This is a genomic window from Mycobacterium sp. (assembly GCF_035506235.1).
Taxonomy (GTDB): domain Bacteria; phylum Actinomycetota; class Actinomycetes; order Mycobacteriales; family Mycobacteriaceae; genus Mycobacterium.
Window position 1 is genome coordinate 1 of sequence record NZ_DATJPU010000081.1, and the last position, 20,136, is coordinate 20,136.

17 protein-coding genes, 1 pseudogene and 1 riboswitch are annotated in these 20,136 nt (G+C 66.5%); of the genes and pseudogenes, 9 read left to right on the top strand and 9 right to left on the bottom strand.

What is annotated here, in order from left to right:
* Nucleotides 1–36 precede the first annotated feature (36 nt).
* The gene (metE, locus tag VMD50_RS07475; RefSeq protein WP_325426371.1) at nucleotides 37–2,307 is read right to left on the bottom strand and encodes a 5-methyltetrahydropteroyltriglutamate--homocysteine S-methyltransferase; all 2,271 of its coding nucleotides are present in this window, start codon (nucleotides 2,305–2,307) and stop codon (nucleotides 37–39) included.
* A 150-nt stretch (nucleotides 2,308–2,457) separates the two neighbouring features.
* A riboswitch (cobalamin riboswitch) is annotated at nucleotides 2,458–2,663 on the bottom strand.
* Nucleotides 2,664–2,940: 277 nt separating this feature from the next.
* On the opposite strand from metE, the gene VMD50_RS07480 reads away from it, so the two are divergent.
* From VMD50_RS07480 to VMD50_RS07490, 3 genes are read left to right on the top strand one after another with little or no spacing between them, the layout of a single operon-like run.
* Nucleotides 2,941–3,621: a hypothetical protein gene (locus VMD50_RS07480; RefSeq protein WP_325426374.1), complete on the top strand. Its 681-nt coding sequence runs from the start codon at nucleotides 2,941–2,943 to the stop codon at nucleotides 3,619–3,621.
* Nucleotides 3,606–3,956, top strand: a complete 351-nt coding sequence (locus tag VMD50_RS07485) for a hypothetical protein (protein ID WP_325426376.1) — start codon at nucleotides 3,606–3,608, stop codon at nucleotides 3,954–3,956. Before VMD50_RS07480 ends, VMD50_RS07485 begins: the two co-directional genes overlap by 16 nt.
* 15 nt (nucleotides 3,957–3,971) lie before the next feature.
* Nucleotides 3,972–5,009 (top strand): 2OG-Fe(II) oxygenase, encoded by a 1,038-nt coding sequence (locus VMD50_RS07490; RefSeq protein ID WP_325426378.1) that lies wholly within the window; start codon nucleotides 3,972–3,974, stop codon nucleotides 5,007–5,009.
* Here VMD50_RS07490 and VMD50_RS07495 read toward each other — a convergent pair.
* Entirely contained in the window at nucleotides 4,986–5,642 is a 657-nt protein-coding gene (locus VMD50_RS07495; RefSeq protein ID WP_325426381.1) for a PDZ domain-containing protein, read from the bottom strand. The two genes, VMD50_RS07490 and VMD50_RS07495, sit on opposite strands and share 24 nt — an antisense overlap.
* A 285-nt stretch (nucleotides 5,643–5,927) precedes the next feature.
* On the opposite strand from VMD50_RS07495, the gene VMD50_RS07500 reads away from it, so the two are divergent.
* Nucleotides 5,928–7,253, top strand: a complete 1,326-nt coding sequence (locus VMD50_RS07500) for a phospholipase D-like domain-containing protein (RefSeq protein WP_325426383.1) — start codon at nucleotides 5,928–5,930, stop codon at nucleotides 7,251–7,253.
* Between the two features lie 125 nt (nucleotides 7,254–7,378).
* Here the strand turns inward: VMD50_RS07500 and VMD50_RS07505 are convergent, their stop codons facing one another.
* The 7 genes from VMD50_RS07505 to VMD50_RS07535 form a co-directional block, all read right to left on the bottom strand.
* Nucleotides 7,379–8,020, bottom strand: a complete 642-nt coding sequence (locus VMD50_RS07505; RefSeq protein ID WP_325426385.1) for an SDR family oxidoreductase — start codon at nucleotides 8,018–8,020, stop codon at nucleotides 7,379–7,381.
* A 28-nt stretch (nucleotides 8,021–8,048) separates the two neighbouring features.
* The gene (locus VMD50_RS07510) at nucleotides 8,049–8,891 is read right to left on the bottom strand and encodes an SDR family oxidoreductase (protein WP_325426387.1); all 843 of its coding nucleotides are present in this window, start codon (nucleotides 8,889–8,891) and stop codon (nucleotides 8,049–8,051) included.
* Nucleotides 8,892–8,968: 77 nt separating this feature from the next.
* Nucleotides 8,969–10,249: a TetR/AcrR family transcriptional regulator gene (locus VMD50_RS07515; protein WP_325426389.1), complete on the bottom strand. Its 1,281-nt coding sequence runs from the start codon at nucleotides 10,247–10,249 to the stop codon at nucleotides 8,969–8,971.
* A 111-nt stretch (nucleotides 10,250–10,360) separates the two neighbouring features.
* A complete protein-coding gene (locus tag VMD50_RS07520; protein WP_325426416.1) occupies nucleotides 10,361–11,008 on the bottom strand; it encodes a nitroreductase family protein in 648 nt (215 codons plus the stop codon).
* The gene (locus VMD50_RS07525) at nucleotides 11,008–12,111 is read right to left on the bottom strand and encodes an acyl-CoA dehydrogenase family protein (protein ID WP_325426391.1); all 1,104 of its coding nucleotides are present in this window, start codon (nucleotides 12,109–12,111) and stop codon (nucleotides 11,008–11,010) included. The genes VMD50_RS07520 and VMD50_RS07525 overlap by 1 nt, the downstream gene beginning before the upstream one ends.
* Nucleotides 12,108–13,253: an acyl-CoA dehydrogenase family protein gene (locus VMD50_RS07530; protein WP_325426393.1), complete on the bottom strand. Its 1,146-nt coding sequence runs from the start codon at nucleotides 13,251–13,253 to the stop codon at nucleotides 12,108–12,110. The genes VMD50_RS07525 and VMD50_RS07530 overlap by 4 nt, the downstream gene beginning before the upstream one ends.
* A 33-nt stretch (nucleotides 13,254–13,286) precedes the next feature.
* Nucleotides 13,287–14,261 carry an SDR family NAD(P)-dependent oxidoreductase gene (locus VMD50_RS07535; RefSeq protein WP_325426395.1) on the bottom strand — a complete coding sequence of 325 codons (975 nt, stop codon included), beginning with the start codon at nucleotides 14,259–14,261 and terminating at the stop codon, nucleotides 13,287–13,289.
* A gap of 87 nt (nucleotides 14,262–14,348) precedes the next feature.
* Between VMD50_RS07535 and VMD50_RS07540 the strand changes: the two genes are divergently transcribed.
* The 5 genes and pseudogenes from VMD50_RS07540 to VMD50_RS07560 form a co-directional block, all read left to right on the top strand.
* Nucleotides 14,349–16,052 (top strand): nitric oxide reductase activation protein NorD, encoded by a 1,704-nt coding sequence (locus tag VMD50_RS07540; protein ID WP_325426397.1) that lies wholly within the window; start codon nucleotides 14,349–14,351, stop codon nucleotides 16,050–16,052.
* Between the two features lie 46 nt (nucleotides 16,053–16,098).
* A complete protein-coding gene (locus VMD50_RS07545; protein ID WP_325426399.1) occupies nucleotides 16,099–16,941 on the top strand; it encodes a CbbQ/NirQ/NorQ/GpvN family protein in 843 nt (280 codons plus the stop codon).
* A 65-nt stretch (nucleotides 16,942–17,006) separates the two neighbouring features.
* Nucleotides 17,007–18,119 (top strand): ABC transporter substrate-binding protein, encoded by a 1,113-nt coding sequence (locus tag VMD50_RS07550; protein WP_325426401.1) that lies wholly within the window; start codon nucleotides 17,007–17,009, stop codon nucleotides 18,117–18,119.
* Between the two features lie 11 nt (nucleotides 18,120–18,130).
* Nucleotides 18,131–19,267, top strand: a complete 1,137-nt coding sequence (locus tag VMD50_RS07555; RefSeq protein WP_325426402.1) for a spirocyclase AveC family protein — start codon at nucleotides 18,131–18,133, stop codon at nucleotides 19,265–19,267.
* A pseudogene (locus VMD50_RS07560) lies at nucleotides 19,260–20,135 on the top strand (SDR family oxidoreductase); the annotation flags it as partial. The gene VMD50_RS07555 and the pseudogene VMD50_RS07560, both read left to right, overlap by 8 nt.
* Between the last annotated feature and the right edge of the window lies 1 nt (nucleotide 20,136).

Consider the following 20,136-nt stretch of genomic DNA (forward strand, 5'->3'; position numbering starts at 1 on the left):
GGGCCCCGAGCGCCACGCTGGCGTGACGCTCGCGGTCTAGGCGCCCGCCCGGACCTCCCGCGCCGCGGCGACCATGTTGCGCAGCGACGCGGTCACCTCGTCGACGTTGCGGGTCTTCAGCCCGCAGTCGGGGTTGACCCAGAGCCGTTGCGGCGGCAGGGCCTTCAACGCGGCGCGCAGCGACTCGGCCATCTCCGTGGCGCTTGGCACCCGCGGGGAGTGGATGTCGTAGACACCAGGGCCGACGCTGTTGGCGAAGCCGACCGAGTTCAGGTCGTCCAGCACCTCCATGTGGGAACGCGCCGCCTCGAGGGACGTCACGTCCGCGTCCAGGTCGGCGATGGCCCCGATCACCTCACCGAATTCCGAATAGCACAGATGGGTGTGGATCTGAGTCGAGTCGGCCACGCCCGAGGTCGCCAAGCGGAAAGCCGCTACGGCCCAACGCAAGTAATCCTCCTGCTGCGCGCGCCGCAGCGGCAGCAGCTCACGCAGCGCGGGCTCGTCGACCTGGATGACCGCGACGCCCGCGGCCTGCAGGTCCACGGTTTCGTCGCGGATGGCCAGCGCGACCTGGTTGGCGGTGTCGGCCAGCGGCTGGTCGTCACGGACGAACGACCACGCCAGGATCGTGACGGGCCCGGTCAGCATGCCCTTCACCGGCTTGTCGGTCAGCGACTGGGCATACGAGATCCATTCCACGGTCATCGGATTGGGCCGCGACACGTCCCCGTACAGGATCGGCGGGCGCACGCACCGACTGCCGTAGGACTGTACCCAGCCATTCTGCGTGGCGAAGAAGCCCGTCAGCTGTTCGGCGAAGTACTGCACCATGTCGTTACGCTCCGGCTCGCCGTGCACCAGCACGTCCAGGCCGAGTTGCTCCTGCAGCCTGATGACGTCCGCGATCTCCTGGCGCATCTTGCCGACGTACTCGGCCTCGTCGATCTCACCGGCCCGAAACGCCGCGCGCGCCTTGCGAATTGCCGAGGTCTGCGGGTAGGAGCCGATGGTCGTGGTGGGCAGCGGTGGCAGGTGCAGCCGCGCCTCCTGACTGGCGCGGCGTTGCGCCGCGTCGCCGCGGTGGGTGCCCGACGCGACGATCGAGTCGATGCGGCTGCGTACCCGCTCGTTGTGCAGCCGCGGATCGGTCTTGCGGGAGGCCACGGCGGAGTTGGACGCCGCGATCTCGTCGGCGACGGCGTCGCGCCCGTCCTGCAGGGCGCGCGCGAGCGTCACCACCTCGGCGACCTTCTCTCGCCCGAAAGCCAGCCAGCTGCGCAGCGCGTCGTCGAGACCGGTTTCCGGTTCCAGCGAGTACGGGACGTGCATCGTCGAGCACGAGGTCGAAACCGCTACTGCGGCAGCGGAACCCAACAGGGTGGCGAGCTTGCCGAGCGCCGCCTCCAGGTCGGTGCGCCAGACGTTGCGCCCGTCGACGACGCCGGCCACGAGCAGCTTGCCCGACAATTCCGGGATGCCCGCGACGGCGGTGTCCGCGCCGGCAACCAGGTCGACGCCGATCGCCTCGACGGGCGTGCGGGCCAGCCCCGCCAGGGCGGCGCCGGGGTCACCGAAGTAGGTGGCTACGTGGATCGCGGGCCGGTTGCCCACCGCGCCCAGCGCGTTGTAGACGGCCTCGGCCAGCGCGGGCGCGCCGGGGGAGATGTCGGTCACCAGCGCGGGCTCGTCGAACTGCACCCAGGGCGCTCCGCTGTCGGCGAGCAAGGACAGCAGCTGTGAGTAGATCGGCACCAGTTCCTCGAGCCGCTCGATCGGCGGGCCGCCGCCGTTGACGGCCTTACTCAGCAGCAGGAAGGTGATCGGCCCGATGACGACGGGGCGGGCGGGAACACCCTGCTGCAGCGCCTCTTTCAGCTCGGAGAGCACCTTGTCGGGGTTCAGTGAGAACGCGGTCGCGGGCTCGATCTCGGGAACCAGGTAGTGGTAATTCGTGTCGAACCACTTGGTCATCTCCAACGGTGCGACGTCGGAATTGCCGCGCGCCGCGGCGAAGTACCGGTCCAGATCGTCGGGAACCTGCGCCGCCCGGGCCGGCAGGGCGCCGAGCATCACAGCGGTGTCGAGCATCTGGTCGTAGTAAGAGAAGGTGTTCACCGGGACCGAGTCCAACCCGGCGGCGACCAGCTGAGCCCACATGTCGCGGCGCAAGGTCGCTGCGACGGACTCCAGCTCGGCCCGGCTGGTGCGCCCGGCCCAATAACCCTCGGTGGCGCGCTTCAGTTCGCGTTTCGGGCCGATGCGCGGGGAGCCGGTAACGGTGGCGGTGAATGGTTGAGAGGTCACGTTTTCGTCCTAACACTCGACCGGTGGTTCACCGCCGGCGGACGCGCAGCCGAATCCGCCGCGGTGCGCACCTGATTTCTGCAAGGTACACAACCGCTAGCGGCCACGACCAAACGCCCATTCCACGAGGCGATGAGCCGGCCGGACGCGGCGCGCCCGGCACAGCCCGCAGGTCTTCGGACTCGCAGGCGCGCACCCGGTGCTGTTCCTTGTGGCCTCTCAAAAGCTGCAGCTTCCCGGTCTGGCGACCAATGCTTTTGACGGCGGTCGTTGCTGCATACCGCTGCGGCACAGTCCCGGACTATCACCGGGTTCCCTCTCGCGATGCACGTCTAACATGCCTCGCTCCATGCCGGTACCGCGGTTGCGGCGACGGCAGACCGGCTGCGCCCGCCGAGGTTACTCCAGCAGTGGGCATGCGCCACGGTTGTGTCGCCGAGGAAAGCGGTCTCGCCTACCGACCCGCTGTCTTTTTCCGGCCGATTGTCCCGGTGGCTGAGTATTGTGTGTCCTTATCACAGCTTCGTTGGAGAAAGCCGTACGGATTTGGAAATCCAACGCGTGGCAGCCCGTGGTGTTGGCTACAGCGACCCGCGCCGGACGCCGGTCTGCCTCTCGGTACGCGATCGTGAAATGCAAAGACGTCTGTTCGGACCGCACGTAAACCTGGTGGCGCCGGTGTCCGACGCACGGATGGGATCTGTCCTTCGCGACCTTCGAGCCGCCCCGGAACTCCATGCGTTTCAGCTTTGGCTCGTCGGGTCACGCGTTCAACCCGGACGGGATGCATCGGATATTGACCTTGTGCTGTCGCCTCGGTCCGGTACCGTCCCCAGCGAACATGGTGTCGAACGCGCGTTATGGTGCTGCCGCGAATATGGCTTGTACGGCGGCAGTCCCGCCTGCGTCATCGATCCCTGTTTCCGCCTCGTTGGCCCGACGCTGGCGCAGGTTCCGCTGCGGCCCGATGCCGTGATAAAGACCGTCAAGCTTCTCTCACCGAAATTGGTGCATTTGGTGCTGCGGGGGCGCATCCGACACTTTCGCCGCGTGGGCCATCTGGCCATCGAGTTCGTCCGACGGGCAGCGGAAACCGAGTATTACGGCAAATTGCCGCGGGCGGACTTCGACGGCTCGCGCTCTCCCTACCTGCGACCGGCCATCGAGGTCATTGCCACGGCAGACGACGACGTGTCGGATGGCCGGGTCACACGCCGCTTCTCGGCGCGCGATTGTCCCCCGACCGAAGGCCGGCCGGAGCCGGCTCGCGTTGATCCGAACCGATACGGGAGCACCTCATGCCGACCGTTGTGATCCTCTCCGGCGGACTGACCGGAGCAACCATGGTGGAGAACGGGGATACCTACTATCTATGGGGTTTCACCGTGAACGTCGACGGCCAGGTGTACTGGACCGGGGTCTGGGTGACCGGGCCGGGCTCCAATGACCCGGGCAGTCTCTCGCGGGTAGAGGCTGCGGTAGTCGATCTGCTCGAATCGGAAGACCCAGAACAGGGCCTGGATGGGATAGCAGAGAGCGACAGCCTCGATGACTACGTCGACGAAAGCATGGTCGACGCCGGTGACGATGACGGCGACGACAGTGCCGTTGCCAGCGCCGACGGTGGCGACTACGGCGACTCGGTGTAATCGGTCGCCGGCATCGTGAGCGAGGAGATCGTCGTCCTGGACGACTTTTTGCCGCGACAAATGTATGACACGTTGGCCCGATTCATCTCAACCGAGCCGCTGGCCTACGGATCACGCTCGAATTTCAAGACCGATCCACATGGCCACTGGAGCCGGGATTTCGTTGCGGCGGGCCCGCATAACCTCGCCGACGTCGCCGATCTTCTCGAGACACAGGCCGGGGTGGCGCCGGTCCACGCGGCCTGGAACTTCGTGCGGGACGCTCACCTGCCCGAGTACCTTTTGGTCCGCTGCTACCTCAACGGCTACACCTATGGCACGGACGGCTATTTCCACACCGACTCCGAGCGCCCCGACGAGTGGACGTCGATAATCTATGTCAACGATTACTGGGAGCCGGACTGGGCCGGCGAAACGGTCTTCCTCGGGGCCAGCGCCGACATCGCCAAGGCGGTGCTCCCTCGGCCAAACCGGGCCGTCATCTTTCCCTCGAGCACCCAGCACGCCGGACGCGCCGTTTCCAGGAAGTGCACGATCCTGCGAAAGACGCTGATATTCAAGGCCAGAAAGAGACGGGGCGACGACTTCGAGAAGCTCAGTTTTTTTCTGCGCAAGGCTGGTGCCGCTGGTCGTAGGCATCAGACGGGCACTCTGCATGATCATCTTGTCAGGACGTTCTCGATCATGCAGGCGAAGGGCCTGGACCTGAGTGTCTGCTTCGCCGGCGGATTGCACGCAATATATGGGACCAACGCGATTGGGCCCGGCATCCTTACCCGGGACGAGCAGGCGGAGGTTGTCAGCCAGTTCGGCCAGTACGCGGAGGAGCTTGCGTATCTGTTTTCAGTGCTCGAACGCCCGGGGACGCTGGAGTCGCCGCTGGCCGTGGACGCGCAAACAGCCCTTGTCCGGCTGGCGAACGGTGATACGGTCGAACTCCCCCGCGGCACCTTCGATGACTTGAGACAGATTGAGTGCGCGAATCTGATCGATCAGGGAACCCTTGCAAGGCAACGAATCTTAGCCGCGCTATGGAGAGCCGGTGAGCCGTGAGCCGCGGTCGACCGGTCGGGCCATCGCCGCCGCCGTCTCAATCAAGGCCTCGACCTTCTTTCTTTGTTTGGCGCTGCGGGGCCGCTGCAGAACTTCTGCGAGGAGCGCCACTTGGGAGACAAGTTCACGCGGAACTTCCACGAGCGTAGGCATGCCAGCCGCGACCCGCGCGCCGTGCTCGGGCGCCAGGATGACCCTTCCCACCGCCCGCCGCCTGGAACGCAAACGATGCAGCAAGGCGCTGACGGTGATCCCCAGTCGGCCTGCGGTCACAGTGAAAGTGACCTCCCGCGCGCCGCGAACTCCCTCAACCGTCACCCGCCTGGGCGTCTCGCCTTGCGGCGCAACGCCTTCGAGGTTCCTCAGCTGTTCGATGGTTTCCAGCGGCACGCCGTCATACCGCAGCAGCACGTCGCCGCGTTCGATTCCAGCGCTCGCGGCCTGGCTGCTGGGCCCGACATTGGTGACCAGCAACCCGACGTCGCGAAATTCGTCCGACAGCTTGATCAATGACGCCAGCCCCCGCGCCCATTCGGGAGGTGATACCACGAGGCTAAGCCCCGCTCGCCTCGCGCTTCTCACGTCATCGTCGAGTCGGATCAGACGTGTCCAGTGGATGCTTCGCTCGTCCATCCTGTTTCCTTCTTATGGCGCAGTGCCGATAGTCCTTGGTGGATTCGTCTCATTGTCTCTCAAAGCGTTCTCGTGGAAGCGGAATTTTTATCCGCCACTCGCGGCATGATTGCCGCACCACCCGACCGACGGAAGGGCCCAGCCATGCCGGCGAACAGTCCAGGGCCTAACCTTTCGCGGTGGGATAGGCTTTGCGGGCGCCGGCGGTTCCAGCGGCTCACAGCAAGGGCGACGTCAGAGCATGCCGCGGCAAACACCGAGCGCCCGTCGTAAAGGTCGGACGGCATGGGCATAGAGGGCGTTTTCAGCAGCGTCGTGGGGGGCGATGGTGTCCGGGCCCGTGTCTTGGAGCTCATCGCCGACGCTTCCGCCAAGGCCGGCAGGCACGCGGTCGATATCAACGTCATGATGTTTTCCTTTACCGACCCCCTCATCGCCGACGCGCTGGCATCGGCAGCTCGACAACCGGGGCTGAACGTCCGATTGATCGCCGATTGGACTGCGCGAGGCGTTGACGGACACCAACAAGTCGGCCGGCTCGCTCAGCTTCGACTGCCCAGCCTCAGCGTGCGATACAAGAAAGATCAGCCGTATGTGTGGGATGCTACGGCTGCGCATATTCGTTGGTCGTACCGTGCCAGCCGCGGATTACTTCACCACAAGACGGTTTCCGTCGTCGTCGACGGCGAACCTTGGCGGCTCATTTGCGGAAGCTTCAATTGGACGGCCAAGGCGGTCCACAGCTACGAGAACATCCTCATTCTGACAGACTCGACCGCTGAATGCCGCGATATCATGTCAAGGGTGGAGCTTGAATTCGAGGCTCTCTGGTCGGACGGTAGATGTTCGTTGTCACCCGATGAGGCCCAGGCTCACTACGAGTCGATTATCGACATTTATCACCGCGATCCCATGACTGCGCCAAATTCGATCGATGGCCTGGCCCATGGCCGAGATGACGCATTGAATGTATTGAATTCCCGGTATTACAGTTCCAGCGATTCCGTCCCGCATATTCTCGGAAGCGATCCGGTGGTGATCGCGTTCAGTGCGTGTCTGCCGCACGAGGAAAAAAGCCGTGCCGGCTATGCCGAGTCCAACAACAGGCGCTACATCAGCCTTCGCAGCCCCAGCGGCAGGGTGAAGCGCGCCCCTCTCACGATCACGGCCTTGGCTCTCGACGTCATCTTCCGTGCTGGTCCTGGCGAGACGCTATTGATCGCAATGCACGGATTGTCCCAACGAATTCCGGAATACGGTGCGCTACTCGATGCCGCCCGAAGAGGAGTCTTTCTGCGGATTCTCCTCGATGGAAAGCTCGGCGACCGGGCAATCGAAAGTCTGTCGCAGGTGCTTCGGCGAGAGCCACTTCCTATCCGCGTAAAACAGGGATTCAGGATGATGCATCAAAAGTACATCGTGAACGTCAATTCCTGCACCGTCCTGACCGGAACGGCTAATCTGAGCACCGACGCGTCAGGGCGTCACTCCGAGCACCGGTTGAGGGTCATCGGGAACGAAAATTTGGCCAGTCAATTCGCGGCCGATTTTGAGATAATTTGGAACCGGGTCAAAACTCAGGTGCCCGTCGAACCAGGAGAAAAGAATTAGACGAGCCGAAGCTCGCCTAATTCAACAGCGAGGCCGCCTGCAGAAAGGCACCTCGTTAACAGGCTATCGTTCGTCCGATACGCAAGTCAATCGTGCGCTGTTGCTGTCGTGGTTCAACGCGCTGATCAGCCGGCCAGCGCCTCGGCGATCGGGACGTCACCGTTGTTGAAGTCGATGGTTCGCCCGACGGTCGAGTCGTCCGCCAGCGCCGCCGCCGCGACGAGCGCGACGTCGGCCCGAGACACTTCCCCCTTGCCCTGCCCAAGCGCGATGCTGCCGGTGGCCGGCTCCAGGGTGAGATGGCCCGGACCCAGCACCGTCCAATCCAGGTCGCTGGCGCGTAGGTGGGCGTCCGCGGCCGCCTTGGCCTCGGCATAGGGGAAGAACGAATCACCCTGTGGCACACCGTGATCCGTCCCCGCGCCGAAGTAGGACACCATCACGAACCGTTTGACGCCCGCTTGCGCAGCGGCATCGATCACCCGGATCGCCGCGTCGCGGTCGACGGCGTAGGTGCGCGCGGGGTTACCGCCGCCCGCCCCGGCGGAGAAGACGACCGCGTCGTGGCCGGCCAGCAGCTTCGCCAGCGCGCCGGTGTCGAGCCCCTCGACGTCGGCCACCACCGGCTGCGCACCCGTCGCGGCGACGTCGTCGGTGTGGTCGGGGTTGCGGAAGACCGAACTGACCTCGTCGCCGCGTTCGGTCAGGATGCGGGCCAGCTGCAGCGCGACTTTGCCGTGGCCGCCGATGACGACGATGCGTGCCATGCCTCCGACGTTAGCGTCGCACCCGCTTCTAGAGCTTCACGCGGCCCATGATCAGGTCGATGATCGGCTTGCCGGGCGGGTAGGCGCCGGTCAGCGATGCCATCGTGTGCCCGTAGTCCACCAGGAGCGTGATCCCGTTGATGCCAAAGGCGGCGGCGCTGTTCAGGAACACCATCACGTCGCCCATCTGCTCCGGGGTGTGGACCTTGGAGCCAGTCTCGTCGCGGTAGTCCTGGGCGAAGGTGAGCCAGAGGTCGGCGTTGGCCTGGGCCAGCGGGGTGTCGGTGGGACCCGGGCAGATCGCGTTGATCCGGATGCCCTTCTTCAGCAGCGGGTAGCCCTGCGTCGCGACGTAGGCGTTGACGACCTTCTTGGAAAAGCCGTAGTGGATGATGCCTTCGGATTCGTGCGCTTTGACCCACTCTTGGGCGGCCGCGAAGTCCGGCATCGCGAGGAACTCCGTCAGCAGCTCCAGGTCGTTCTCCCAGCCCATGCCGGCGACCGATGAGATGAAGCAGATCGCCGATCCGGAGGGAAGCCGGTTCTTCTCGAGCAGGCGGTCGATGAGGTGCCGGTGACCGATGAAGTTGATCGCCATCAGGTCGGTCGTCCCGTCGGCGATGCCGGCGGCCGAGAACAGCGCGTGGACCGGGCCGTCCAGCTGCTCGATCGCGGCGTCGATCGACGCGGGGTCGCGCAGGTCCACCTGGATGGACTTGGCGACGTCGTAGTTCACCGGCGCGTAGTCCATCACGATCACTTCGGCGCCCAGCTCGGCCGCCGACTTGGCCGCCGCCGCGCCCATGCCGGTGGCGCCGCCGACGACGAGTGCCCGCTTGCCGTCGTAGCGCAACCGATCGACCACAGTCATGGAAATCTCCTTCTCGTTCACTGCCAACCCGGTTCTAATTGCCCAACTGTATGGGTAACAGTTTTCTGGCTCAATACCTAGGTCCCGCGGACCGCGACGCCACGCAAAACCGTGTCGCGGACGTGCACCAGCGCGGCGCGTTTCCCGACGGCGCCGAGGATGTTCTCCGGTATCCACTGCAGGCCGATCACGCATCGGGCCAGCATCGTGACCGACGGGGCGTCGATACCGATGTCCCCTGACCGGATCCCTTCGGAGAGTAGCGATTTCATCTGCCGAAGCCGGGTGGCGTACAGCCAACCGGGGTTGGGCGTGTCCGGCGGCGACTGCCGCATCCAGGCGAGCTGAATCCTGAACTCGTCGGAAAACCGATCGAGTGCGTTGACGTTGACCCAGCTGAGCGCGTCGAGCTTCTCGATGACCGTGGCGTCCGAGCGCAGCACGCCGACCCAACCGGCCTCGACCTTCCTCCCGAAGGATTCCATGATCGAGGCAAGGAGTTCGTCCTTAGACCCGATCACCCGATAGACCGTTCCAGTGCCGAGACCGGCCGCGGACGCGATGTCCCTGATGGTCGTGACCTCGTACCCTTTGCGGCCGAACTCCGTTCGTGCCACCGCGAGGACATGGGCCGCTTTGTCACTGGCATCCGTTTCGCCGTCCTCGGCCCACGTGTCGATGACGCCCTGGGCGGCCGCGAAGGCGCTGGACCGATCCAATGCCGCATCGGTGGGCGGCCGGGCCGCCAACCCGTCCAGGATGATTCGGCACAGCAGCCCGGCGACCTGGTCGGCCGGCGACGTGTGCCGCATGACGGCGAGCCCGACCTGCAGCATTGTCTGGCAGATCCGGTCGGCCAGGGTGGGCAGGTCGATGTCGGTTTTGATGTAGCCGCTCCACCTGCCGGCGCGCAGCGTTTGCAGCATCGCCTCCCGAACAGCGTTGGGTGCCTCCTGCGTAAGCCTCATCAGCTCCGGATCATCGTTCGGCCCCTCGTAGAACGACATCTGCAGGGCGGCGCCGTGTCGCACGGCGCAATTGGCGATCGCCTTTCCCAGCTCGACGATCTTCTCGGAAGCGGGTCGCGCATCCGGTTCGTCCAGCCTCGCCTGGGCCGTTTGCCCGATGCGGTTCAGATCCTCCTGGTAGCCGCGGATCAACTCGACGAGGATCGCTTCCTTCGACTCGAAATGGTGGTACAGGCTGCCGGGAAGAATGCCTGCCGCGTCGGCGATCTCCTGCAGGGACGTCCGCAGGCCGGAGGATGCGATCAACGACGCCGCGGTTTGCAGGATCTCGGTTCGGCGCGTCCCGGAGTCGTCGTTGCCGCTGACCCGCAATGGCTCCGTTTTCGCCATGATCAGCCGCTTGTAGATGCCGACGACTGCGGATTGGCGAACATGCGCATTCGTCCTTTCGCGACGAACCAAATGTTTGTTAAGGCTATCAGAAGAGGTGACGGCCTCATTCTAGAGCGCGGGGCCATCCCAGCCGTCGCGCGCGGCCACCTCCTCGATGGGCCGCCGACGGGCCGGCCGGAAGGTATGCCCGGCGCGGAGGCGGCCCACCGGCAGCAGGCAGCCCTGGGTGTAGGTCGGCGGAATGCCGAGCAGCCGGCCGATCTCCTCCTCGCGGTGCAGGTGCAGCGTCGTGATGCAGGTGCCGTATCCGCGGGTGTGCAGGGCGAGCTGAAAGTTCCACACCGCCGGGAATATCGAGCCGTACAGCGTCGCCTGGTGGAACGACTCGTCCCCGTCGATGCGCGGCAGGTAGGGCTCATAGCAAGGGATTACGAGCAACGGCACCCTCGCCATGTTCTCTACCAACCACTCCGTCGACGACATGAGTCGCCCCTCCGGCGTGCCGGCCGGCAGCAGGTCGGCGAGCAGCTGCCCGCCCACCCGCAGCAGATACGCCTCGCGGTAGAGCTCGGCGATCTCGGCGCGCAACGTGGGGTTGGCGACCACCAGCCACCGCCAGGACTGCTGGTTCGAGCCGTTGGCCGCCTGCAAACCGATGCGCAGGCAATCCCGGATGTCTTCGATGTCGATCGGCGCATCGAGGTCGAGCGACTTGCGCGCCGAGCGGGTGGCGGTGAGGAGGTACTCGATGTCCATCATCGATGGCCTCTCTTGGCAAGGCGCGCGCCAACTTCGGTGAGATAGCGGTCGGGCCTGCCGAGAAAACCGCTCCAGCTCAGCAGGCGCTTCAGATACAGGTGAGCATTGTGCTCCCAGGTGTAGCCGATGCCGCCGAACACCTGGATGGCGGTGTCGCCCACGGTGGCCAGTCGCCCGGCGAACGCCTTGGCCCGCAGGGCGGCAAGGTGACGTTCGTCGGGCGCGGCATTGTCGGCCGCCCAAAGCGCATGGATCACACCGCTGCGGGCCAGCTCGACGGTCTCATACATGTCGACACACAGGTGCTGGACCGCCTGAAACGAGCCGATGACCTGACCGAATTGCTTTCTGAATTTTGCGTATTCGACGGCGAGGTCCATGACCGCCCGCGCGGCGCCGAGCGCGTCGGCGGCGGTTGCGATGAGCACGTCATCGACGACGGCCGCAATGGCGTCAGGTGCGGCCGTGGCCAGCCGGTCCGCGAGCGCGCCGTCGAGGCCGACACGAAACCGCTTGCGGGTCTGGTCGATTCCCGGCTCGAGCGTGACGGAGATCCCGGCGGAGCCGGCTTTCAGCGCGAAAAGGCCTACGCCCGAGGGGTCCTCGGCGAGCACCAGCAATGTGTCGGCCGCCGCGGCGTCGGGCACGGCCGCGATCTCGCCCCGCAGGACGGTGCCGTCACCGCGGCCGGCCACCTCGACGGAGTGATGCCCGACATCCCCGATGCCCACGGTGGCGATGGTGGTCCCGTCGGCGATCCCAGCCAAAATCGTTGCGGCACTGTCACCGCCGCCGAGCCGCGTAAGCGCGCGCGCCGCGGCGACCGCGGTCGACAACCACGGGCCCGGATGCAGTGCGGCACCGAGTTCCTCGGCCACCACGCCGGCCTCGACCATCGTCATCCCGGCGCCGCCGTCTTCCTCCCGCACCAGCAGACCCGTCACCCCAAGATCGGCCAGGCCGCGCCAGACCGGCTCGTCGACGCCGGCCGGATCGTCGAGCAACTCGCGCACGTGTCCCGAAATCGGTGCTTTCTCGGCGAGAAAGCGCCGTGTGGTGTCCCGCAGCGCGACTTGTTCATCGGTGAGTTCGAGGTTCATCTGCGCGGCAATCCCAGTACGCGCTGGGCGGTGATGTTCTTGTTGATCTGCGTCGTGCCGCCGGCGATGGTCAGCGAGCGCGAGGTGAGACGGTAGTTTGCCCACGGGGCATTGGCGCCACGGGTACCGAGCACGTCGAACGCCAGGGCGGCCATGTCCTGTCCGATCTCCCCCCACACGGTCTTGGCGAGGCTGGCCGACGCGAACGGGTCGCCGCCGTGCAGCGTCGCCGAGATCGACCGCTGGCAGAGCACCTCGAGATACTTGATGCGGACGGCGATCTCGCCGAGGCGCCGCAGCGTCACGGGATCCTCGAGCGCGTCGCTTTGCGTGGCGATGTCGTCCACCAGCTCTTCCAGTCTTACCTGCATCTCGGCGTACAGCCGCGCGGCCCCGGCGCGCTCGTGGCTGAGCGTGGTGGTTGCCACCTGCCAGCCGGCGTTGAGCGGTCCGAGCAACGCATCGGCTGGCACCCGGACGTCGTGGAAAAAAATCTCGGCGAAATCGGTATCGCCGTTGAGCGTGACGAGCGGACGCACCTCGATGCCGGGCAGCGCCATGTCGACGATGAGGCAGGAGATCCCCTTGTGCTTCGGGGCATCGGGATCGGTGCGCACGTACAGCTGACACCAGTGCGCCCGATGCCCGAGCGAGGTCCAGATCTTCTGGCCGTTGACGACGAAGTCGTCCCCGTCACGCACCGCCCGGGTGCGCAGGGCGGCGAGGTCGGAGCCCGCTTCGGGTTCCGACATCCCCTGGGACCAGATGTCGTCGGCGCGCATCATGCGGGGGAGCAGCGTCGTCTTCTGGTCCTCGGTGCCGTACTGCATGATCGCGGGGGCGATGTTGTTCATCCCAATGACGTTGAGCGGCATCGGGGCCCGTGCGCGGGTGGTTTCCTCCGTGTAGACCAGTTGCTCCAGAACGGTCGCTCCTCGGCCGCCGTATTCGCGGGGCCATGAGACCGCGGCCCACCCCGCGTCGGCCATCGTCCGGCTCCAGGCGCGCAGCAGCTCGATCGCCGCGTCGTCGCGCCCGGCGGGGCGCCGGGCGGCCACCAGCTCATCGGTCAGGTTGGCGGACAGCCAGTCGCGCAGCTCGGTGCGGAACCGTTCCACTTCCGCGGGGTAGGAGAAATCCATTTTTCCGGACACTACGTTGGAGCAGATATCGGGTCAATGGCCGCGGGGTTCAGGGAAGGTGACATCCGCGTTGTCCGACATCGCGCTGATGCCGCGCCGCTCACACACTTCCAGCACCTCGTCGACGATCGACGCGGGCACGATGAACTTCTGCGTCGACGAGATGTCCTCGAGATGAGCCTCGATGTCTTCGGCCGCCAGCCGGCTCTCGGTGTCCGCCAGCCAGCCTTCGCTCAGGCCGACGAACACCCGGGCGTAGCGCCCGGCGGCGGCCGAATAGTTGCGGTGGGTGAACGTGCACGCAGTGCTGGCGAGGAAGGTCACCAGCGGCACCACGAGCTCGGGCCGGATGGCCCGCATGAAGCCGGATTCGGTGAGGAACTTCTCGTCGCCGACGGTCTCGGTGACCATGCGCGAGAACCCACTGGGCATAACGGAATTGGCGAGTATTCCGTGCGCTTCGCCCTCGATCGCGATCACGTTCGTCAACCCCACCAGGCCGGCTTTCGCCGCGGCGTAGTGGGCCTCCATCGGCTGGCCGAAGATCCCTGCGGAGGACGAGACGAACACGAACCGGCCGCCGCCGTTGTGCTTCATCACGCGATACGCGGGCTGGGACAGATAAAACCCGCCGTCGAGATGCACCCGCAACATTCGGGTCCACTCCCCGGGCGTGAGGTCCTCGAACGGCACGCTGCCGAAGATCCCCGCATTGCTGACCACCGCGTCGATCCGCCCGAACGCGCCCACGGCTGCGTCGACGATCGCCTGGCCGCCCTCGGGGCTGTCGACCGAGTCATACGAGGCGATCGCGGTCCCACCCGCGTTCGTGATCTCGTCGACCACTTCGTCGGCAACGGCCGAGTCGGCGCCCTCGCCGCGCATCGAGCCGCCGAGGTCGTTGACCACCACCGCGGCGCCCCGGCGGGCCAGATCCAGCGCGTACAGCCGCCCCAGCCCGCGACCGGCCCCCGTGACGATCGCCGCCCGGCCGGTGAAGTCGATCATGCGCACTCCTGATTGACGGCGGGTTTTACCGGACCCTACGGTGGAACAGATATTTGGTCAACAAGCGCCGCGGTTGGAAGGACGGGTGTGGCGGACGAGCGGTTGCAGGGCCTCGGCACGCTTGCCTCTGCGCTTGCGGGCCGAACGGTGGCGGTGGCCGAACTGCGGCCCGGCGAACCGTCGTGGACGGACGGCCGGACGATCTACGTCGATGTGGCCGGGCCGGGCCGCCGGGAACTCGAAGCGATCGCGGTGCAGGCATCCATGATCGCGGCCGGGGGCCTGGACCCCGGCGTGGTGAGTCACCTGATCCGACATCCCCGTCGGGCCAGGCGGTACCTGGCGATCGAGGCTCACCGCGCGCTGGTCGCCAACGGCGACGTGCTGCCGAAAGGCTTGGCATCCTTGGCCAACCGCGAGATCGCGAGCCGAAGCGACTCGTCCGCCGCTTCGCTGAGCCTCGCGAAGGGACGGCACGCGATCGACGACCCACCGCCGGAATTCGGCGTGATCCGCGCGGCGAAGATCCTGGCCGCGTGCTCCCGCGCGGCCACGCAACAAGAGGCCGACTCCCGGCATGTCCCGCGAGGCCAAGCGCAGCAACTAGAGGAGATCGACGACGGCGAGACCGACGATTCCGACGATCCGGACGTGTTCACCAGCCCGGTGGGCGGCGGAGGCTTCGTCGGCAAGTGGTTGAAGAGGCTGCTGTCTTCGGCGCGTAAGACCGGTACCGGCGGGGGACCGCCCGGCGCGGACACCCCCACGCATCGCACCAACTCGGGACTGCGCGGCTCACACGCGGTGTCGTCGCTCGCATCGACATCGGGCGAGGACGTCAACGACGGCGAAGCCGCCGGGAATGGCGTGAGGTATCCGGAATGGGATGCCGCGCGCAAGGCCTACCGGCCCGCGTGGTGCACGGTGCGGGAGCTCGAACCGGAGATCAAGTCGCACGCGACGCCTGCGATCGAAGCCGCCGTCGGCGTGCGGCGCCCATTGGCGCGACTCGGAATGGGTCTGCACCGCCGCCACCGTCAGTCGCAGGGCGATGACATCGACATCGACGCCGCTGTGGAAGCCCGCGTCGAGGTGCGGGCCGGGTCGGCCCCCGACGAAGCGGTCTACCTCGATAGCCTGCGCCGCCGCAGGGATCTGTCGGTGTTGCTCCTGCTCGACGTGTCGGGCTCGGCGGCCGAGCCCGGAACTTCTGCCCGCACGGTGCACCAGCAACAGCGTGCGGCGGTCGCGAATCTCACCGTCGCACTGCACGACCTGGGTGACCGGGTTGCGCTTTACGCCTATTACTCGCAGGGACGGCGGGCGGTCAGCATGATTCCCGTCAAGCGGTTCGACGACCACCTCGACACCCGAGTCATGCGGAGGCTGAACAGCCTGGAACCCGGCGCTTATTCGCGCCTCGGTGCGGCGATCCGCCACGGCTCGTCGGTCCTCGAAGCGCGCGGCGGCACGTCACGGCGGTTGTTGGTGGTGCTGTCCGACGGGCTCGCATACGACCACGGATACGAGCGGGCCTACGGTGCCGCGGACGCGCGCCGCGCCTTGGCCGAAGCCCGCCGCCGGGGGACGGGCTGTGTCTGCCTGACGATCGGCGCGGGCACCGACGTGCAGTCGCTTCGCCGAGTGTTCGGCGGCGCCGCGCAGGCGACGATCGCGCGCCCGGATCAACTCGCCGGTGTGATCGGCCCGCTATTCCGGTCCGCCCTGCGCTCGGCCGAGGTTCGCCGGCGAACGACGGCGCGCGCGCTTGTGGAGGTCCGCGGCCGTTGAAACAAACATCTGTTCCGGATAGGCTCCAAACACCAGGAGGGAAGCGATGGCCAATGAGCGCGGGCTTGCTCGCCGGAACGGCGTGACTCCCGAGGCGGACAGCGTGCGGCCCTACTACAAGGCGATCGGCAACGAGGAGGCCATCTTCAAAGCGGCCTACCGGCAGGGCCTGGCGCTCGTGTTGAAGGGGCCGACGGGTTGCGGCAAGACCCGCTTCGTCGAGGCGATGGCCCACGAACTCGGCCGGCCGCTGATCACCGTCGCCTGCCATGACGACCTCACCACCGCGGACCTCGTCGGCCGGTACCTGTTGCGCGGCGACGAGACCGTCTGGGTGGACGGCCCGTTGACCCGGGCGGTGCGCGAGGGCGCGATCTGCTATCTGGACGAGGTGGTGGAAGCCCGGCAGGACACCACCGTGGTGCTGCATCCGCTCGCGGACCACCGGCGGCAGCTGCCCATCGAGCGTCTCGGCGTCACGCTGGACGCCGCGCCCGGCTTCGGCCTGGTGGTGTCCTACAACCCCGGGTACCAGAGCGTGCTCAAGGACCTCAAGGATTCGACGCGTCAGCGGATGGTCGCCATCGAATTCGGTTTCCCCGCAGCAGATATCGAAGAGGGGATCGTTGCGCACGAGGCGGGCGTGGACGCCGCCACCGCGGCCGAGCTGGTGCGCTTCGGTCACGCCATCCGCCGGCTGGAAACCGGCGGTCTGCGTGAGGTCGCGTCGACCCGCGTGCTGATCGCGGCGGGCCGGCTCGTCGCTGAGGGCCTGACCATGCGTGAGGCGGCCGACGCCGCGATCGCCGGGCCGCTCACCGACGACGTGACGGTAGGCCGCGCCCTGGGCGAGATGATCGAGATCTATCTGGGCGCGGCGGGCCGGTGATTGACGCTGTCATACCGGCGCGGCTAGGGTCTGAACAAATATTAGGTTTTTGACCGGGAGGTCGGATGTCCTACGAAAGCACCGCAGAACCCATCAAGGTGGGGTACCTGATGGACTTCACGCTCCCAACGGGCTTTCCCGACGAGATGAAGGCCGACTTCACGCGGTGCTTCGACCTGGTATTCGACGACGCCGCCGAGCAGGGGGTGCTGGACCGGCCGGTGCAGATGATCTACCGCGAAGTGGAGGGGCTGCCCAAGGGATCGGTCAAGTCCGTGATCGACGCCTTCGGTGAGCTCGTCGACGAGGGCTGCCTGGCGGTCTTCGGACCCCACATCACCGACAACTGCGTGCCCACCCGCGAGGCGATCGAAGAGCGGTTCAAGGTCCCGGCAATCAGCGTCACCGGCACCGACGACTGGTTGGGCGAGTGGACGTTCGCCTTCCCGCAGGGATCCATGACCGACGAGCCGATCTTCATCGCCGACCTGGTCGCCAAACGCGGGCTCACCGAGATCGGGGTCCTCGTCGAGCAGAACCTGATCGGCGAAAGCTACCTGAAGAATTTGCGAAGCGCGTGCCGGCGCAAGGGTATTCGCATCGTCGCCGAAGCGGCGATCGCGCAGACCGCGCAGGACATCAACGAGGCCGTGCGCACCCTTCACGATGCCAAGGCGGAGGCGATCGTGCACCTGGGCTTCGGCTTCGGGATCGTTTTCATCAATCCCGCTTTGCAGGCAGTGGATTGGGACCCGCCGCGATTCACGACGACGGCCTTCCAGAATGCCTGGGTGAACCCGATCATGTGGAACGCGTTCACCGGCTGGGTCGGGGTCGACCAGTACGACGAAAAGAATCGGTTCGGCCAGGATTTCCTCGACCGATACGCCGCGCAGTACGGCGGCAGGCGCCCCGAATATTGCGTGCCGGTGGTCAACCGTGACGTCGCAGCCACACTCGTGCGTGCGTTCACCGACGCCCATCCGCTCAGCCCTCGTGGAGTCAAAGAGGCCTTGGAGCGGGTCAAGATGATGCCCGCCGCCGCGGGCGCACCCGGCACCCGGGTGTCGTTCGGCAAGTGGACGCGGCGGGCCTGGATGGGCGCCGGCTATCTGGTGGCCCGAACCCTCGATGCCGACGGCGTCAACTCGCACCTGGTCGATCGCTTCGGAGAGTGAGGCCGACGAATATGAGCACTGACCAATCCATATCTCCTGTGGCGCAGGAGGAGTCGGCGCCATCGCGGCGAAGCGAAAAACGCGGCTGGGGCGGATGGGTCGCCGGCGCCGCACTGGCGGCGTTCGCGCTCTTCTTCATCGCGAACTGCCGCGTGGCCCTCGACCCGCGCGTCGCCAACCCGAACGTGCAAGGGCGGCCCCGCCCCGTCAGGTTCCTCTTCGGGCTGAACTACATCCCGTTCCTGCAGATCTCCACCGTGATCATGCTGCTCGTCCTGCTGGTGGTGTTCATCAGGGGCTGGCGGCGCAATCCGGGCAGTCCGGTGATGCTGATGTTCCTGTGCACCACGCTGATCGTGTGGCAGGACCCGATCATGAACTGGGCGCCCTTCGCGGTCTACAACCCCGATCTGATCCACTGGCCGGAGTCGTGGCCGCTGGTGTCGTTGTCGCCGACCGTCGAACCGTTCGTGGTATTCGGTTACGTCACTTTTTATTTCGGCCCCTACTTCCCGGCGATCTGGATCCTGCGCAAATTGCAGGCGCGCAGAGGTCCCGAGGCTTTCGTGTCCCGGCACCCGTTGGTCAGCCTGGGGGTGCTGACCTGTGTCATCGGCTTCGTCTTCGATGCGTGGCTGGAGATCCAGCTGGTCCACATGGGCATGTACATCTACTCGCAGGTGATTCCATGGGGCTCGGTATTCACCGGCACGACCTTCCAGTTCCCGCTGATCTGGGAGTCGTTCTCGGTGACATTCGTGATGGTGCCCGCGGCGATACTCTGCTATCGCGACGACACCGGAAAGTCGGTGGCGGAGAAGCTTGCGGCGAAAGCCAAGGTCTTCCCGAGTCGCCCGGTGCTCGGCACGTTCCTGGTGATGTTCGCCATCATCAACGTGTCCTACTTCGCCTACGGCGCGTGGTTCGCCGTCATCAAGGCCAGTAAAGCGGCGACCTCCGTTGCCTGCCCGTGGCCGTATCCGGAAGCCAAGGTCTATGACCCGCAAGGGTTTTACGAGAAGGCCGGTGCCCAAGGACCCTACTCGGTGGGCATGTGGTCGACCTGGATGAGCGGGCAGCCCAACGGGCGGCCCCACGTCGACCCACCGCCGCCGGGCGTGGGCCCGTGCGCGAGCAACAATGGCTGAGCCGCGCACGGTGGTCATCACCGGTGCGTCCCGCGGACTGGGGTTCGCCTCGGCCGTGCGCCTGTATCGCGAAGGGTGGCGGGTGGTTGCGGCCATGCGGACACCCGACCGAGCGATGCCGGTCCTGCGGCAAGCGACGGGCGCCGGCGACGACGAGCGGCTGATCGGTGTGCAGCTCGACCTGCTGGACCCCGCGTCGATCACCGCCGCGGCCAAGGCCGTCGAAGAGGCCGTGGGCGCGCCGTATGCGCTGGTGCACAACGCGGGGATCTCCGCCGCCGGAATGGTGGAGGAGACGGATATGGCGTTGTGGCAGAGGATGTTCGGCACCGGCGTTCTGGGCCCCGTCGCGCTCACCCAGGCCCTGCTGCCGTCGATGCGGGCGGCGGGGGAGGGGCGCATCGTGCTGATATCCAGCGCGGCCGGGGTGCGCGGTCAGCCGGGCACCGCACCGTACTCGGCCGCCAAGGGCGCTTTGGAGCGGTGGGGCGAGTCGATGGCCGGCGAGATCGCGGCCTTCGGCCTCGGTGTGACCGTTCTGGTGACGGGCATGTACGACACCGACATCATCACCGACGCCGGCACCACCGACGCGCGCGATTTCGACGGGCCTTACGCGCGGCTGCACGACACCATGAACACCCGCGGGCGATTCGCGATCAGGTTCGCCCGGCCACCCGAGCGGTTCACCGACGGGCTGGTGAAGGCGCTGGAAGATCGCGCGCCGTTCCGCCGCCGTGGCGTGGGTCCCGACGCCTCGATCCTGTTGGCCCTCAACAGGATTCTACCGTCCCCGGCCATGCACCACCTGTCGCGAGTCGTACTCGGCATACCCAGGCAGGGCGCGATTCGGGGCGGCGCACGGCCGG